Origin of the sequence: Poritiphilus flavus (assembly GCF_009901585.1) — a bacterium.
GTDB classification, from domain to species: Bacteria; Bacteroidota; Bacteroidia; order Flavobacteriales; family Flavobacteriaceae; genus Poritiphilus; species Poritiphilus flavus.
Map to the genome: position 1 here is coordinate 360,377 of NZ_WXYO01000002.1, position 15,907 is coordinate 376,283.

Consider the following 15,907-nt stretch of genomic DNA (forward strand, 5'->3'; position numbering starts at 1 on the left):
AAGATTAGCACCGATTTAGGATTTCACTGCCCGTTGATACCACCGATTACTTCAAGATCGGTATTGCTCTGTTTCAATTCATTTATGGCTTTAGGAGATACCTTTGTACCCCAGAGGTAGACCCTTTTCAGTGCAGGAAGGGCAGCGATGGACTCCATGGCGTCATCCGTAACCTGCGTCCCATATAAATTCAGAGCTTCAAGATGTTCCAGGCCTTGTAGTTTGCTGACTCCGGCATCTGTGATCGACGTTTTTTCCAGTTGCAGCCGGGTAAGGTTGGTGAATGCCGCGACGGGCTCCAGCCAATCATCCTGTACGTTGCTCCCGGCCAAAGAGAGCCATGTAATGTGTTCGCTGGCCTCGCCCAGTACTGCCAGGTTTTCTGCGGTAAGACTGTCACCAGAGAACTTCAGGTCCAGGAGATTATTTTCCGCCCCAAGCGACTTGATGCTAAAACCATTTTCTCTTATTTTGTTTAGATTCAGGCTGTCCAGCGGTTCCAAAGACACTGAGGCATACCAGGGTTTGATCTCGGTATCCAGTTGATAGAGTCCTAAAAGTACTGGTTTTACCCCTTCCTGGACCTCTTTAGGGTTCAGTACCTTTTCCGGATCTGCCCCCTGGCTTATCCACCAATGCAGTACCTGAATTTCGTTATACGATAGCGGTTCTCCTCTGGGAGGCATATATTTCTCACTAGAGGGGCTTAACGTAACTCTTCTAAAAAGTTCACTTTCCAATGGATTTCCCGCAGCGATTACCGGCCCATTGTCTCCACCTTCCTGAAAGGCTACCAGATCTTCCATGTTCAGACCACCCCGCTGCTCTTTATTGTTGTGACAGGCCACACATTTGGATTCTAATATAGGATAGACCATCTGCGGATAGATCAGTACCGTATCTACGTCACTCAGGCTGGGATATTCATTTTCGGGCTTTTCCTTGCTGAACAGGCCTTTAAGGGGTTCCGGTGCGTATTCCACCAGGTAATCTTCACCATGGGTGATATTTCCTCCTAAATGGCCTTCCAGGACCAGTATGAGAACAATCCCGGCAGAAAGCAGTTTGTGAATTACTTTGGAATAGTTACCCGGCTCGCGTTTTATCCACCATCCGACTGTGGCCGCAACAGCCAGGCCAACCCCTAACCATCTGTGCCAGAAAAGCTCACTTTCGGGATAGTCTCCTCCATTAGCCAACAGCCAACCGCAAAAGGCCGCCAAAATCGCACTTAGTGCACCCAGAAACCAGGCTGTAGAAACCAGGCTGTGATAAGAAGTAGCCTCTTTTCGCTTTTGTAGCCATTCAAATACTATGGCAAGCAGTAGAAATCCTATGGGAAGGTGAACGATTACGGGGTGAAACCTTCCCAGAAAAGTACTAAAGTCTAATGCGATCATATGCGGAGGAGTTCTTTGGTATTTTTTTTAGACCCTGTGAAGCTTTATGGGGTAAGTCTTTCCTGAGGCCCATTGAGGTACGTAAAGGTTTTCGTCATTATCTACCAGCACATCATGCGGATTTCTGAAAGTCACACCATCATAAAGTGGAGGCACCAGACCATCCTCTTTGTACTCGGGAGCGTTACCTCCTGGCAGGGAGACCACCTTGTTGTTGCTGTCCAGAACGGCCAGCATACCATCATAAGAATCCCAGGTTTTAGTAACTATAACGGCAAAGTAGATATTCTCTTTATGGATCACAGGGCGGCAGATCCAGCATCCGGGCAGCGAAATGGTCTCCAGGTGTTTACCATCCAGTGAAAATCTTTTGAATTCCTGTTTGGTACGCGAGGTGATCAGCAGGCTTGGATTTTCCGGATCCCTGTTGTCCAGGGTTACCCCGTGACAGCAATCGAACTGCTCTTTACCATTGCCTTTTCCACCAAAATGCCTGATATACTCTCCCTTGGAATTGTACTGCATGATGTAATTCTCACCGTATCCATCGGCAATATAGATATCGCCATTGGGTGCTACAGCGGTTTCTGTAGGCTTAAATTGCTCTTCTTTCTCATAGGCTGATACTTCCTTAGGGCTGCCAAAGGTCATCAGTATTTGGCCATCCAGGGTGGTTTTAAAGACCTTGTGCGTATCCGGGTCGGTGATCAGCAGAAACTGATCGCTTCCTTCGCCGCTTATGGTCAGCCCGTGAGCTCCGGGGAAATCTTTGCCCCAGGAGTCTAGTACTTTTCCTGATCTGTCATAGATCAGTATGTTGTTATTGTCCTTCCCGGTGGTGGTCATTAATATCCGTCCCTGGTGATCAAGCACCATTTCATGGCAGTCATTAACGGGGATCTTCGAAGGATCCTGAACTCCCCATTCTTTATCAACTTTATACTTGAATTCTCCATGTCCAATGACTTTGTCTTCCTTCCAGGGGTTAAAAGTATTGCGCCCAAAAGATAGATATGGAAGGGCGGCGCCTGCCGCAACGGCCATGGAGGAGGTTTTAATAAATTTTCTTCTCCTATTGGTTTTGTTGTTCATCGTATTAGGTTTTGTTATGCCAGAATTTCTTTTACCACTTCGCCGTGGACGTCTGTAAGCCTGTAACGTCTGCCCTGGAACTTAAAGGTTAATCTCTCATGGTCTACCCCCAGCAAATGCATTAGAGTGGCCTGGAAATCGTGGACATGTACGGGTCTTTGTACCACATTGTAGCCAAAATCATCAGTAGCTCCGAGCGTTAATCCTTTTTTGATCCCTGCGCCAGCCATGAATATAGTAAAACATTTGGGATGATGATCCCGACCGAAATTGTCTGCGGTAAGCTGTCCCTGGGAATAATTGGTACGTCCGAATTCTCCACCCCAAATCACCAGGGTGTCTTCCAACATTCCACGCTGTTTCAGATCGGAGATCAAGGCAGCGGTTGGCTGGTCCGTGTCCTTACACTGAACTCTGATGGCGTTTGGCAGGTCCCCGTGCTGGTCCCAACCCTGATGGTATAACTGAATGAATTTAACATCCCGTTCCGCCAGGCGTCTCGCCAATAAGCAATTGGCTGCAAAAGTTCCTGGTTTCCGGCTGTCTTCTCCGTACATTTCGTAAATATGATCTGGCTCATCAGAGGTGTCCATGATCTCAGGAACTGAAGTCTGCATGCGGAAGGCCATTTCGTACTGTGCCATTCGGGCCAGGATCTCAGGGTCTCCAATGTCTTCATGGTTCATTTGCTGAAGTTTTTGCAGATGATCCAATTGGTCCCTTCGGCCATGCCCGTCTACTCCTGGTGGATTGGTCAGGTACAATACCGGGTCTTTTCCCGACCTGAACTGAACCCCCTGGTGTTGTGATGGGAGGAAACCATTGCCCCACAGCCGGGCATAGAGCGGTTGTCCCATTTTACCTTTGGTAACCAAGACTACAAATTCGGGGAGGTTCCGATTGTCGCTTCCCAGTCCGTAACTCACCCATGATCCTATGGAAGGCCTTCCGGGAAGTTGGGAACCGGTCTGCAGAAAGGTAATTGCCGGGTCGTGATTAATGGCCTCTGTATACATTGATTTAATAAAACAAAGCTCGTCCACGATCTTGGAAGTATGCGGCATAAGGTCGCTCATCCAGGCACCACTTTCACCGTGTTGTTTAAAATTGAAAATGGTTCCCGCAAGAGGAAAAGAGGCCTGCCCCGCGGTCATACCCGTCAGGCGTTGCCCACCTAAAACACTTTCCGGAATATCCTGTCCGTTGAGTTTGTTCAATAAAGGTTTGTAGTCAAAAAGATCTATCTGAGAGGGTGCGCCACTTTGAAAAAGGTAGATCACACGTTTTACCCTCGGCGTGAAATGTGGTTGTCCAAGCGCGCCTCCACCGTTGAAAGAAGGGGCTAGCCCGCCTTTATCTTTGGCAAAAACTCCTAGCGGATCCAGCATGGAAGCCATGGAGAGGGCTCCCATTCCCAGGGAGGTTTTCGTCAGAAAGTCTCTTCTGCTATAATTCTTATTATGATGGTGGGTACACATGAGTTCTTAATTTGTGATTTTTAGCTTTTCTCAGCTATTCAATACCGATCTTATCTCTTCATATAGGTCTCGTCATGATTGAGTATCGTACTCGCTACCATGGTTAAAGCAGCGGTCTTTGCCGTCTTTAATTTGGGGTCAATCTGTTTCCGACCAACGGTCAGCAGGGCCTTCGCCTGTTGGGGGTCCTTCTCGAATTTTTCGGACTGGGAGTCGTAGAGGGAAGTCAATACTTCAATTTCCTCCTTCTTCGGGAAACGGCTTGTTGCCAGCCTGAATCCATGTACTATCTGATCCTCCCGATTATCCCCACCTTCCTCAAGCATCCTTACCGCCAGGATTTTGGAAGCTTCCACAAACTGTGTATCGTTCAGCAATACCAAAGCCTGCAGTGGGGTATTGGTATTCTCCCTTTTAATGGTACATACATCTCGTGGGGGAGCGTCAAAAGCGATCATAGCAGGGTGAGGAGCCGTTCTTCGGATAAAGGTGTATAAACCCCTTCTATACAAACTGTCTCCTCCGGATTCCTTGTATCTTAATAGTATATGTGAAAAATTCGTCTGTTCTATCCAGAGATCCGGAGGTTGATAGGGTTTTACACTTTTACCACCAACGGTTTGGACCAGCAGGCCGCTGGCCGCCAACGCATTGTCCCGGATCATTTCCGCCGGAAGACGATAGCTATTGCTCCTTGCCAGGTAATAGTTATTTGGATCTGCCTCGCGAAGCTCATCGGAAACCAGAGACGACTGCCTGTAAGTGTGAGACATGACCATTTGTTTCAGAAGGTATCTGATATCCCAATCGTTTTCCATGAATTCTGTGGCCAGCCAGTCCAGCATCTGCGGATGGGAGGGGAGGGACCCCTGAACTCCAAAGTCCTGAGGCGTGTCTACCAGTCCTTTTCCGAATATCATTTGCCAGTAGCGATTGACCGCAACACGAGCGGTGAGCGGATTCTCATCCGAAAATATCCATTGGGCAAGTCCCAGCCGGTTTGCGGGAAGTCCTTCCGGGAATTCTGGCAGTGTTTCCGGGGTACCTGGTTGAACCTCATAAGTTGGCTGCTCATAGTCTCCGCGATTATAAGCAAAAGCCTGCCTGCCATCTGAAAGTTCCTCCATGACCATTACTTCCATAACGGGTTCCATTAGGGAAAGCCAATCAGCTCTGAGTTTATGCAGGCTTTTTTCAGCTTCCCTGACCTCCGGATCCTTTTCAACCCAATAATCGGGTGCCGGATTTTCGTTAATCCCGGCTTTCTCGGCCAATACTTTTACCTCCTGATCCTGCAGCGCCCTGGAATAAAAGTAAATATCATCCAGCATACCTTTAAATATGCCGTTCTCACCCGTAAAAGCACGGCCACTTTTTGCGACCCGCACCGGTTGATCATTAAGTTGATGATCTCCAACCCTGATGGTCTTAATAGACTTATACAGCCTGTCATAAACTACTTCCATCTCCGGCCTTACCCCATTAACAAATAGGTTCAGGCCAGCGGCCTTACCCGTTCCCGAATATGAAAAGCCCAGGTGATACCATTGATTCGTTTTGATAGAATCCTTGCTTCGAACGTGAATGTAATTGTGAGGTAGCGAATTGATCAATCTGGCATTTACCCGGTTAAGGCTATCCAGGTAGAAATCCCATCCTCTCCAAAAGTTGTTTTTATTCCCGGAGGTCCCCAACAAGGTTTGGGTTTTTCCTACCTCTCTTTTGGTTGTATTCGCCCACAGCACCGCCGAGAACTTATCCGTTAATTCAAAATTGGGGATTTCACGAAGATAAACTTCATCGTATTCTCCCGTAAACCGCAGTGCTTTTCCTTTTACCCCTTCGGTCTGAATTGGAGCTTCCAGCGAGGTGACTTTTTTATTGCCATCCACAAAATAACCTCTCTTTTTATTCGGATCCTTGGTAAGGGCGTCAAATGGAAAATGGCCCAGCAGGCCTTGTTGCTTATGGCCTTTTGGCAATTGCCTGATATAGGTATCCAGGGCGATCTTTTCCTTTTTAGTTAGGGCCAGCTGTTTTTCTTTGATCTGTATCTCTTTCTGAAGGGATTCCAACTGCTTTTCAGTCTCAGGATCCGGAAGCGCCAGCATCGGACCGTAATTGCCGTCATCGCCCGTCATTCCCAGTTCCTTGACGTTGTTAAAGAAGGCCGTTAGCTTATAATAATCCTTTTGGGAGATCGGATCGAATTTATGATCGTGGCATCGTGCACAGTTCATCGTTAACCCTAGTAAAGAGGTACCTACCGTCTCTGCCCGGTCCCAGACGTAATTAAGCCGGAATTCTTCGTCTATGGCTCCACCCTCAGCAGTCATAGGGTGATTTCTATTAAATGCCGTGGCCAGTTTTTGTTCCTTACTTGCATCAGGCATCAGGTCGCCCGCAAGTTGCCAGGTCACAAACTGATCATATGGCATATTGTCCTTAAAGGCATTGATCACCCAGTCCCTCCAGGGCCACATCAGCCTCCATCCGTCCGCGTGCAGGCCGTGGGAGTCCGCGTAACGCGAAAGATCCATCCAATCCAATGCCATCCGTTCTGCGAAGGCATCGGTTGTCAATAGTTTATCCACTACTTTTTCGTAGGCTTCGGGAGTTTTGTCCTCTAAAAAGGAATCTAATTCGTCAATAGTTGGTGGCAAACCGGTCAGGTCCATATAAACCCTGCGCAATAGCCGCTCTTTCTCTGCTTCGGCTGATGGCTGAAAACCCTGCTCTTTCAACCTGCTTTGCACGAACTGATCTATGGCATTGTTCGAGCTCCATGAAGGTTCAGTGGCCGGTGGTTCCGGCTTTTGAGGTGTTGTAAAGGCCCAATGCTCTTTCCATTTTGCTCCTTGCTCTATCCATTTGATAATAATGGCTTTTTCCCTATCGGATAAATTCAGGTGGGAATCCTCAGGCGGCATTACGATCTCAGGATCTTCGCTAAGTATCCTGGTGACACTTTCACTTTTGGAAGCATTACCTGAAACAAAAGCCCTATTACCGCTTTTCAGACGGGCGAAAGCGTATTCTTCCAGGTCCAGTCGAAGACCGGCTTTTCTACTGTTTTCGTCAGGACCGTGACAAGCATAGCAACGGTCTGAAAGAATGGGTTTGACATGGAAGTTGAAGTCTATCTCTTCCGGTAGCTCTTCATAAGCCGTTTCCACCTCCTCAGGTAGGGACACACCGCATGAGGATAACAGTATAACTGCCATCAAGACATAAAAAATCCGAAGCTGCATATTTGATCAGAGTTGATCTTAAAGATATGGATTTTTGCCTAAAAGAGCTCGAAATGACGCCGTTTGAGCGGATTCGAAATGAATTTGATCAAATCCGTTATATTCCTGTAAAAAATGACAAAAAATGAGAAGTCTGGGCGGATTTTAGGCGAAAACTGCGGCTCAGGACTTGCGGTGGACCGTTTGTTTCCGGTCCGGACCAACGGAAACGATCTTAATGGGAACCTCAAGCTCCTTCTCGAGAAATGCGATGTAATCGTTTAGTGCCGGCGGAAAATCCTCCTCGGAGCTAAGTCCTGTCAGGTCCTTCTTCCAGCCTTTCATCTCGGTATAAATTGGGCTTACATTTCCATCTTCGATACTATATGGTAAATGGGTGATCTCTTTTCCATTGTATTTGTAGGCAGTGCATACCTGGATCTTTTCAAATCCACTTAGAACATCTGCCTTCATCATCATCAATTGTGTAACCCCATTGATCTGGACCGCGTATTTCAACGCTACCAGGTCTAACCATCCGCATCTTCTGGGTCTGCCTGTCGTAGCTCCGAATTCATTTCCGACCCTACCCATGGTTTCACCATTTTCGTCAAATAGTTCGGTGGGGAATGGACCGCTACCCACACGGGTTGCATAGGCTTTAAAAATGCCGAATACCTCACCGATCTGGCCGGGAGATACCCCCAAACCGGTACAGGCTCCTGCCGCTGTCGTATTGGAGCTGGTCACGTAGGGATAGGTCCCAAAATCAATGTCCAGTAGAGATCCCTGAGCGCCTTCGGCGAGTATCTTCTTGTTCTCTCGCTGTGCCTGGTAGATGTATTCCTCGCTGTCAATAAAGGTGAGTGATTTAAGAACTTCCACTGCTGCGCAGAATTCATCTTCCAATTCTTTGAGATCGTACTGAATATCTACATTGTAAAAGTCGATCATGGCTTCGTGCTTATTGGCCAAAGCCCGATATTTCTTTTTCCAGTTCGGCAGTTCCAGATCTCCTACCCGCATGCCGTTCCTTCCGGTCTTGTCCATATACGTAGGACCGATACCTTTTAATGTTGAGCCAATTTTGGCTTTTCCCTTGGCAGCTTCGGAAGCTGCATCAAGCAGGCGGTGTGTTGGCAGAATAAGGTGAGCCTTGCGGGAGATCAACAACTTGGATTTAATGTCGATATCGAATTTCGCGAGGTTGTCAAGTTCTTTCCTGAAGACAACAGGATCGATAACTACACCATTTCCTACCACGTTGACGGCATTTTCGTGAAATATCCCGGAAGGGATGGTATGAAGAACGTGTTTAATGCCGTCAAACTCCAAGGTGTGCCCTGCGTTAGGACCTCCTTGAAATCTGGCTATGATATCGTAATCTTTGGTAAGTACATCAACAATTTTTCCCTTTCCTTCGTCTCCCCACTGGAGTCCTAGTAGTAAATCTACCGCCATGTAATATATTGGTTAGTTTTTAGCTTCTTCTTCCCGGTTCCTTGTGCCGTAGAAGTATAGCGAGTGATTGTTGATTTTTATGTCGAAGACCTCTTCAATGGTTTTTTTGATGGATTGTATTCGGGGATCGCAGAATTCTACCACCTCCCCTGTATCCGTGAGTATAACATGATCGTGTTGGTGATCAAAATACGATTTCTCGTATTGCGCCTGATTTTCCCCGAATTGATGCTTGCGGACTAATTTGCATTCCAAAAGGAGTTCTATAGTGTTGTACAAAGTAGCCCGGCTAACACGATAGTTCTTATTCTTCATGTTGATATAGAGCTTTTCTATATCAAAATGGTCGTCCCGATCATAGATCTCCTGGAGAATGGCATATCTTTCAGGCGTTTTCCTGTGCCCGTTCTCTTCCAGAAAAGCGGTAAATACGCTCTTTACTATCTCTTGGTCTTTGGTGTTCCCCATAGCAAATTAAGCTACATCAATGTACAAAGGTACGTCGAAATTTTAAATTCTGGTGACTTTCTCAATACCGTTTATACGCCTGAGATTTTCCATGAGTTTTTTTAGGATGGACTTGTTTTTCACTACAACAGTTATCCGGCCTGTAAAGGTACCTCCGTCCGTGCTGAAATTGAGATTCCGCATATTTACATGCATATTGTCCGAAATGATCTCGGTGATCTCATTCATCAATCCCAGATTGTCAATACCTGTAAGTTTGATCTCTGATGTGAATTCTTCCTGTGTTGAATCTATCCATTTGGCACTGATAATGCGATAGGCATAATTAGATTGTAGTGAAATGGCATTCGGACAGCTTTTGGAGTGTACTTTGATTCCTTCATTCACACTGATAAAACCGAATACCTCGTCGCCTGGAATAGGATTACAACATTTGGATAACTTGTAGTTGAGCTTTTCCTCCTCCTTCCCGAACACCAGCATATCGTACTTAGAGGTAATCTCTTCCTTATCTATCCCTTCCGGAACAGCCTTTCTGCGGATCTTGTTCTTGAAGAAACTGATGAAAGCATTGTTGTAAGAAGATGCAAAATCCTTGATCTTTTGGTTATCAATAGCACCAATGCCTACCCTGTAGAAAAGATCTAAACTGGTTTGCAGCTTGAAGTAGACCACCATCTTATTGATGACATCCTCGTTGAGGTTGATTTTCTGTGATTTTAGTTTTCTGCGCAGTATTTCTTTGCCTTCTAATGCGATCTCCTTCTTCTCTTCGCGCAGGGATGAACGAATTTTGGACCTGGCTCTTGCAGTAGTAGCGTAGTCCAGCCAATTCTGATTCGGTTTGGCGCTGTCCGATGTAATGATCTCAACCTGATCCCCACTTTCCAGGCTACTGTTAAGCGGTACTAACTTACCGTTCACTTTGGCACCACGGGTTCGCATTCCCACTTCGGTGTGGATGTGGAATGCAAAATCCAGGGGGGTAGCCCCTTTTGGCAGGGATTTCAGCTCCCCTTTGGGTGTAAACACGAAGATCTCCTTGGAATAGAGGTTGAGCTTAAACTCTTCAACAAAATCCACCGCGTTCCCATTGGCATTTTCCAGGGCTTCCTGTAAGCGGTTCAGCCAATCCTCAATACCCTGTTCTTTTTGTTCCCCGTGTTTGTACTTAAAATGGGCAGCATAGCCTTTTTCCGCGATCTCGTGCATGCGCTCGCTACGGATCTGTACTTCAACCCATTTGCCTTCGGGACCCATTACAGTTATATGGAGGGCTTCGTACCCGGTTGACTTTGGAGAGCTTATCCAGTCCCTTAACCTGATAGGGTTAGGGGTAAAGTGGTCCGTTACTATAGAATATATCTTCCAGGCCAGGAACTTTTCATTCTCCCGGTCTGATTCGTAGATGATACGGATGGCGAATTTGTCATAGATCTCATCAAAGGCCACATTCTGAGCAAGCATTTTCTTTCGGATGGAGTAGATAGACTTCATCCGGCCCTTGATGTGATAGCTAAGCCCTTCCTTATCGAGCGAATCTTTGATGATATTGGAGAAATCTTCTATATAAGTGAGTTGCTCTTCCTTGGTATGCTCTATTTTTTCAAGGATATCCTTATAGACTTCCGGTTCGGTATACTTAAGACTGAGGTCTTCCAGCTCTGTTTTGATATTATAAAGTCCAATCCTATGAGCCAGCGGAGCATATATGTACAAGGTTTCGGAGGCCATTTTTACCTGTTTGTGCTCTGGCATGGCGTCCATAGTAAGCATATTGTGATAGCGGTCTGCGATCTTAATGATGATCACCCGAACATCGTCGTGCAGTGTCAACAGCATCTTGCGGAAGTTTTCCGCCTGCTGTGAAATGTTCATATCCTTTTTCAGGTGGGCAATCTTGGTAAGGCCATCTACGATACGCGCCACAGTCTCCCCGAACATACGTTCAATATCGTCCAGGGTGTACTCAGTATCCTCAACCACATCATGTAAAAGGGCAGAAGCAATGGAAATAGCGTCCAGGCCAATTTCCGAAGCTACGATCTTCGCCACGGCAATCGGATGAAATATATACGCTTCCCCGGACTTCCTGCGCTGATTCTTATGCGCATCTACGGCCACGTCAAATGCGGAGCGTATCAGTTTCTTGTCATCCTTTGACAAGGTCTGATAGCTTATTCGGAGTAGTTCCTTGTATTGCTTGGCAATCTCCTTGTTTTCCTCTTCTATTGCAATTTCCGTCCTCATGACTAGATCCTTATCCCAAATATTGCAAACGACTCCTCTTCTACGCTTTTTTGCTCCGGCTAAGCCGGCTTGTTTTGTGAAGAGCGGTTTGGTTCAAACTGACGCTTAGATTAAAATTACCACAATCTTTCTTAGGAACCAACAAAAATCGTGCCTCCAAAGGGTATCATCGATTAGCGGTAAATATGGCAGTTTGCCTGCCTTTGTGCTGAAAAACAGCCATCAAAGTGTCAGGGAGGGCTTATGTCCTTAAGTTGCGGATCCTTTCAATAAGTGGTGGGTGGGAGTAATGCATAAAGACATAGGCAGGGTGCGGAGTAAGGTTACTCAAACTGTTTTTGGAGAGCTTTTTTAGGGAGCTGATCAGCGGATGGGCCGCAAAAGTACTTTTGGCGTAGTCGTCTGCCTGGAACTCAAACTTTCTCGAAAGAAAGTTCATAGCCAGGCCGGTAATTTCTGAGATCGGACTGTAAAGAATCCCAAAACCGATGAGTGCGGCGTGAAAACTGGGTTGTGTAACCCTAATAGCCAGGGAAACGTCCGGATTATTGACAAAAAGGGACAACAGATAGAGTGTAAATCCTGTGAGCAAAACAGAGGTCAGTAAGTTGAAAATGATATGATGCCGTTTGTAATGACCTACTTCATGGGCCAATACGGCTACGATCTCTTCTTCATCCAGGTCCTCTATAAGTGTATCGTACAGCGTAACCCGCTTTTCCCCTCCAAAACCTGAAAAATAGGCATTCGCTTTTGTTGAACGTTTGGAGCCGTCTATCACGAAAATATTGCGCAACTCAAAACCCACCTGACGGGCATAGTTCTCGATTTTCTGCTTTAGGCTACCTTCTTGTAAGGGAGTCTGTTTATTGAATATGGGTACGATCAGCCGACTGTAAAAGAGGTTCATGAATATGGTGAATATCGCTATTACAGCCCAGGCATAGATCCAGAAATTGCGGCCAGCCCATTGAAAGAACCACAATATCAGCGCTAGAATAACCCCTCCCAGGATCAGCATCATTATCCAGGATTTGAGTTTGTCCAAAAAGAAGAGCTTAGGAGTGGTCTTGTTAAATCCGAACCTCTCCTCAATTACAAAAGTCTGATAGTAGGAAAAAGGGGTGGTTAACAGATCGCTTCCAATCAGAATAATCCCAAAGAAGCACAAGGCTATCAAAATCGGGTTTTCAAACTGAGCCCTTGCCAGGCCGTCAATCCAGTCAAATCCCCTAAATATCAGAAACGCCAGGGTAAGTAATAGGGAAAAGGTAGAAGAAAGCAAACCGAAACGGTGATTGGTTTTCTTGTAGGCCTGGGCCTTTGAGTATTCCTCTTCATCAAAAACATCCTTCAATTCCGCAGGTACGGGGTCCTGAAACTTAGAGGCATTCAAATACTCCAGGAAGGTGTCCAGTACAAATTGGATTACCAGGATAGCAATGATGATATAAAACAAAGTCGTGTGGTCCATATAAGGGTTGTTTGGTTCTGATTTGGCGCTACTTAAAGGCTCTTTGCCTTTTGGCCTCAAAGATAATTATTGCCGCTGAAACAGAGACATTCATAGAATCTATTTCCCCCTGCATAGGGATGATAATATTTTGATCCGCGTTTTGCAGCCAGGTTGCTGTTAGTCCGGTAGACTCAGTACCAACTGCAATAGCCGAAGGCCCTGTAAAATCTACCTGGTGATAGGGAATGGACGCACTAAGAGCCGCAGCGTATATGCCTATCTTTTTTTCTTTTAAATACCGGATGACTTCCTTAGAGGATGCCATGCCAATCTGGACGGTAAAAATGCATCCTACACTTGAGCGGATTACATTGGGGTTGTACAGGTCTCCCTTAGGGTCTGCGAGGATCACCGCATCCAGCTTTGCCGCGTCGGCGGTCCTGAGCATTGCTCCCAGGTTTCCCGGTTTCTCCGGAGACTCCGCTATCAGGATAAGCGGGTTCTTATTTTCAAATTTCAATTCCTCAAGGCCGTGGATTTTGGATTCAGCTATGGCGACTATCCCTTCCGTCTTTTCCCTATAGGCAATTCGCTGATATACTTCTTTGGAAACTTCCACCAGATCTGGCAGGTGGGCAAGGCCGTCCAGGTACTGCAAAACCCTGTTTTCTTCAACAATACCGGAGTAGAAAAGCACCGTATACATCTTATATCCGCTGTTTAGGGCCATTTGAAATTCCCGGGTACCTTCCAACACAAAAAGGCCTGACTTTTTCCTTCCTCTATGCTTCTCTTTTAGAAGTACTAGTTTTTTGATCAGCGGATTCTGCAGGCTTTCAATATATTTGCTTTTGTGCATAGGCACAAATGTAGGGCAATCCGTAAATATTGGATAAAAAGTTCGACAAAGCCCCAGTAATTAAATCCGGAATCATGAAAAAAAATGTCTTATTCCTCGCTTTTTTAGGGCTATTTGCCTGTAAGGAGGCACCTAAGGAGACTAAATCTGAATCTCAGCCACAGGAATTGTCCATGAAGAAAATGGAGAAAAAATTCCCTGCGGAATTACAAAAAGTATTTAATGCCCATGGGTCTCTGGAAACATGGAGGTCTTACCGCACCCTGGCCTACGAAATGCCCAAGGATGAAAACAGTGAAACACATACTGTTGATCTTTACAACCGTAAGGACAGGATTGACACCCCTGCTTATTCTATGGGTTTTGATGGGAAACAGGTTTGGTCTTTAGACCCTGACGAAGTGTATGGCGGAGATCCGGTATTTTATCATAACCTGATGTTCTACTTCTACGCAATGCCCTTTGTGCTTGCGGATGACGGGATTGTGTACGGGGAGACGGAAGATTTGGTATTTGAAGGCAAAAACTATCCTGGTATCGCCATCAGCTATGAAACCGGAATAGGCACCTCACCTAAGGACGAATACTATATTCACTACGATCCGGACACCAATCAAATGGCCTGGTTGGGATATACGGTGACCTATCGCACCGGGGAAAAATCAGAAAACGTCAAGTGGATCCGCTACAACAACTGGAATACAGTCGGTGAAGTTAGTCTTCCCGCCTCTATTACATGGTACAATTACGAAGGACGGGAGATCAAGGATGCGAGGAGCCCTGTTCCCTTTGAAAATGCAAGCCTGGAAAAAAATGCCAGACCTGATGCATTCTATGCCATGCCTGAAGGAGCCAGGGTCCGAGAGCGTGGGACAAAATAGGTCGGATAGCTAGAAATATACGGTTAATACCTGCCTGGTCTATTCTCCGGCGTATTTTTCCGAATACCTTTTCCACAGTTCAGTCTGGTGGGTTTCCAGGGAGATCTTCCGGCCATCAATGAAAGCGTGGATGAGTTGATTCCCACGCATATCTAGGGCATCACCTTCTGAGACAAACAAGGTCGCACTTTTGCCGACAGCGAGGGTGCCATAAAGATCGTCAATACCCAATATTTTAGCGGTATTCCCGCTGATCAATTGCAAGGCTATCTCTTTATCCAGACCCTGACCAGCAACCTGTCCGGCATAAAAAGGAAGATTCCGGGTTTGGAAGTTCGAAGAACTGGCATTCTGCAGGCCTACCAGAAGCCCAGCTTCCACAAGCAATTTTGGTAGTTTGTAGGGCAGGTCGTAATCATCGTCATCAAAGACCGGAAGGCGATGCGTATGGTTAACGAGAACCGGAATGTTGTGTTCTTTTAAGAATTCAGTAAGCTTATAGGCCTCATAGCCACCAACCAATACCAATTCCTTAACACCTGATTGCTTAATCAGCGTTATGGCATCAATGATCTCTTTCTCACCCTGGGCATAGATAAAGAGTTTTTTGGATCCTTCAAACAAGCCCTGAGCGGCAGCATAAGCAGGGTTTATCTCTGTTGCTTTCGCCTTTCCGTATGCCAGTGCATTTTGCAGAAAAACTTCCACTTCTTCAACCTGCTTTTTATAGTCTTTGTTGGGTTGATACCCTCTGGGTTCTCCAAGCCACCAACGCCCTCTTCGAAAGGTCCCGGGCCAATTGAGATGTATACCGTCGTCCTCCTTGATCACGGCGTCTTCCCAGTTCCACGCATCAAATTGAACGATTGATGAGGTTCCTGAAATCCGGCCGCCTTTAGGTGTTATCTGTGATAACAATACGCCATTCGGCCGCATACTCTCTACAACTTTAGACTCCGCATTATATGCTATAATGCTTCTTATATGGGGAATAATGTTTCCGATTTCGTCCTGATCGTTGCTGGCGCGTACCGCATTTACTTCAATGAGACCCAGGGATTTCCCCGGAGCTATAAAACCAGGGTAAAGGTGTTTGCCTTCCGCATTGATGATCTGACCTTTGGTCTCCACATTCGTACCAAGGGCGGTGATAAGACCGGCCTCGAATACCACAGTCCCGTTTTCCATTACGTTTCCGTCTCCCAGGTGTATAGTGGCAGCTGTAATGGAAATGGGTTCAGACTGTACTTTGCCTGGTGTTTGCTGAGAAAAGGCAGAAAACTGTAAAAACAGGGCTGCCAGAAAAAGGCTTAGTATATTTTTCATCCTTAT

Annotated in this window: 11 protein-coding genes; 1 reads left to right on the forward strand and 10 read right to left on the reverse strand. The window is 46.2% G+C overall.

What is annotated here, in order from left to right; translation table 11 throughout:
- Positions 1-23: 23 nt before the first annotated feature.
- The 9 genes from GTQ38_RS05115 to GTQ38_RS05155 form a co-directional block, all read right to left on the reverse strand.
- On the reverse strand, positions 24-1,400 hold the full coding sequence (locus GTQ38_RS05115) for a c-type cytochrome domain-containing protein (protein WP_161434404.1): 1,377 nt from the start codon (positions 1,398-1,400) through the stop codon (positions 24-26).
- A 27-nt stretch (positions 1,401-1,427) separates the two neighbouring features.
- Entirely contained in the window at positions 1,428-2,492 is a 1,065-nt protein-coding gene (locus tag GTQ38_RS05120) for a 6-bladed beta-propeller (RefSeq protein WP_161434405.1), read from the reverse strand.
- 14 nt (positions 2,493-2,506) lie between these two features.
- A complete protein-coding gene (locus GTQ38_RS05125; protein ID WP_238857798.1) occupies positions 2,507-3,970 on the reverse strand; it encodes a DUF1501 domain-containing protein in 1,464 nt (487 codons plus the stop codon).
- 50 nt (positions 3,971-4,020) lie between these two features.
- Positions 4,021-7,221, reverse strand: coding sequence for a DUF1553 domain-containing protein (locus GTQ38_RS05130; RefSeq protein ID WP_238857799.1), 3,201 nt, complete (start codon positions 7,219-7,221; stop codon positions 4,021-4,023).
- A 162-nt stretch (positions 7,222-7,383) separates the two neighbouring features.
- Positions 7,384-8,661, reverse strand: coding sequence for an adenylosuccinate synthase (locus GTQ38_RS05135; protein WP_161434406.1), 1,278 nt, complete (start codon positions 8,659-8,661; stop codon positions 7,384-7,386).
- 12 nt (positions 8,662-8,673) lie between these two features.
- Positions 8,674-9,129, reverse strand: a complete 456-nt coding sequence (locus GTQ38_RS05140; protein ID WP_161434407.1) for a Fur family transcriptional regulator — start codon at positions 9,127-9,129, stop codon at positions 8,674-8,676.
- 42 nt (positions 9,130-9,171) lie between these two features.
- Positions 9,172-11,379: a RelA/SpoT family protein gene (locus GTQ38_RS05145; protein WP_161434408.1), complete on the reverse strand. Its 2,208-nt coding sequence runs from the start codon at positions 11,377-11,379 to the stop codon at positions 9,172-9,174.
- A gap of 241 nt (positions 11,380-11,620) precedes the next feature.
- A complete protein-coding gene (locus GTQ38_RS05150) occupies positions 11,621-12,853 on the reverse strand; it encodes a M48 family metallopeptidase (RefSeq protein WP_161434409.1) in 1,233 nt (410 codons plus the stop codon).
- A gap of 28 nt (positions 12,854-12,881) precedes the next feature.
- Positions 12,882-13,694: a TrmH family RNA methyltransferase gene (locus tag GTQ38_RS05155; RefSeq protein WP_161434410.1), complete on the reverse strand. Its 813-nt coding sequence runs from the start codon at positions 13,692-13,694 to the stop codon at positions 12,882-12,884.
- Between the two features lie 74 nt (positions 13,695-13,768).
- Between GTQ38_RS05155 and GTQ38_RS05160 the strand changes: the two genes are divergently transcribed.
- The gene (locus GTQ38_RS05160; protein ID WP_161434411.1) at positions 13,769-14,575 is read left to right on the forward strand and encodes a DUF6503 family protein; all 807 of its coding nucleotides are present in this window, start codon (positions 13,769-13,771) and stop codon (positions 14,573-14,575) included.
- A 39-nt stretch (positions 14,576-14,614) separates the two neighbouring features.
- On the opposite strand, the gene GTQ38_RS05165 is transcribed toward GTQ38_RS05160, so the two are convergent.
- The gene (locus GTQ38_RS05165) at positions 14,615-15,901 is read right to left on the reverse strand and encodes an amidohydrolase family protein (RefSeq protein ID WP_161434412.1); all 1,287 of its coding nucleotides are present in this window, start codon (positions 15,899-15,901) and stop codon (positions 14,615-14,617) included.
- Between the last annotated feature and the right edge of the window lie 6 nt (positions 15,902-15,907).

What these genes read in the sequence shown, in the direction of transcription:
- GTQ38_RS05160 (WP_161434411.1), top strand. Translation starts at nt 13,769, where the DNA reads ATGAAAAAAAATGTCTTATTCCTCGCTTTTTTAGGGCTATTTGCCTGT.
- GTQ38_RS05140 (WP_161434407.1), bottom strand. Translation starts at nt 9,129, where the DNA reads ATGGGGAACACCAAAGACCAAGAGATAGTAAAGAGCGTATTTACCGCT.
- GTQ38_RS05115 (WP_161434404.1), bottom strand. Translation starts at nt 1,400, where the DNA reads ATGATCGCATTAGACTTTAGTACTTTTCTGGGAAGGTTTCACCCCGTA.
- GTQ38_RS05125 (WP_238857798.1), bottom strand. Translation starts at nt 3,970, where the DNA reads ATGTGTACCCACCATCATAATAAGAATTATAGCAGAAGAGACTTTCTG.
- GTQ38_RS05130 (WP_238857799.1), bottom strand. Translation starts at nt 7,221, where the DNA reads ATGCAGCTTCGGATTTTTTATGTCTTGATGGCAGTTATACTGTTATCC.
- GTQ38_RS05150 (WP_161434409.1), bottom strand. Translation starts at nt 12,853, where the DNA reads ATGGACCACACGACTTTGTTTTATATCATCATTGCTATCCTGGTAATC.
- GTQ38_RS05155 (WP_161434410.1), bottom strand. Translation starts at nt 13,694, where the DNA reads ATGCACAAAAGCAAATATATTGAAAGCCTGCAGAATCCGCTGATCAAA.
- GTQ38_RS05120 (WP_161434405.1), bottom strand. Translation starts at nt 2,492, where the DNA reads ATGAACAACAAAACCAATAGGAGAAGAAAATTTATTAAAACCTCCTCC.
- GTQ38_RS05165 (WP_161434412.1), bottom strand. Translation starts at nt 15,901, where the DNA reads ATGAAAAATATACTAAGCCTTTTTCTGGCAGCCCTGTTTTTACAGTTT.
- GTQ38_RS05145 (WP_161434408.1), bottom strand. Translation starts at nt 11,379, where the DNA reads ATGAGGACGGAAATTGCAATAGAAGAGGAAAACAAGGAGATTGCCAAG.
- GTQ38_RS05135 (WP_161434406.1), bottom strand. Translation starts at nt 8,661, where the DNA reads ATGGCGGTAGATTTACTACTAGGACTCCAGTGGGGAGACGAAGGAAAG.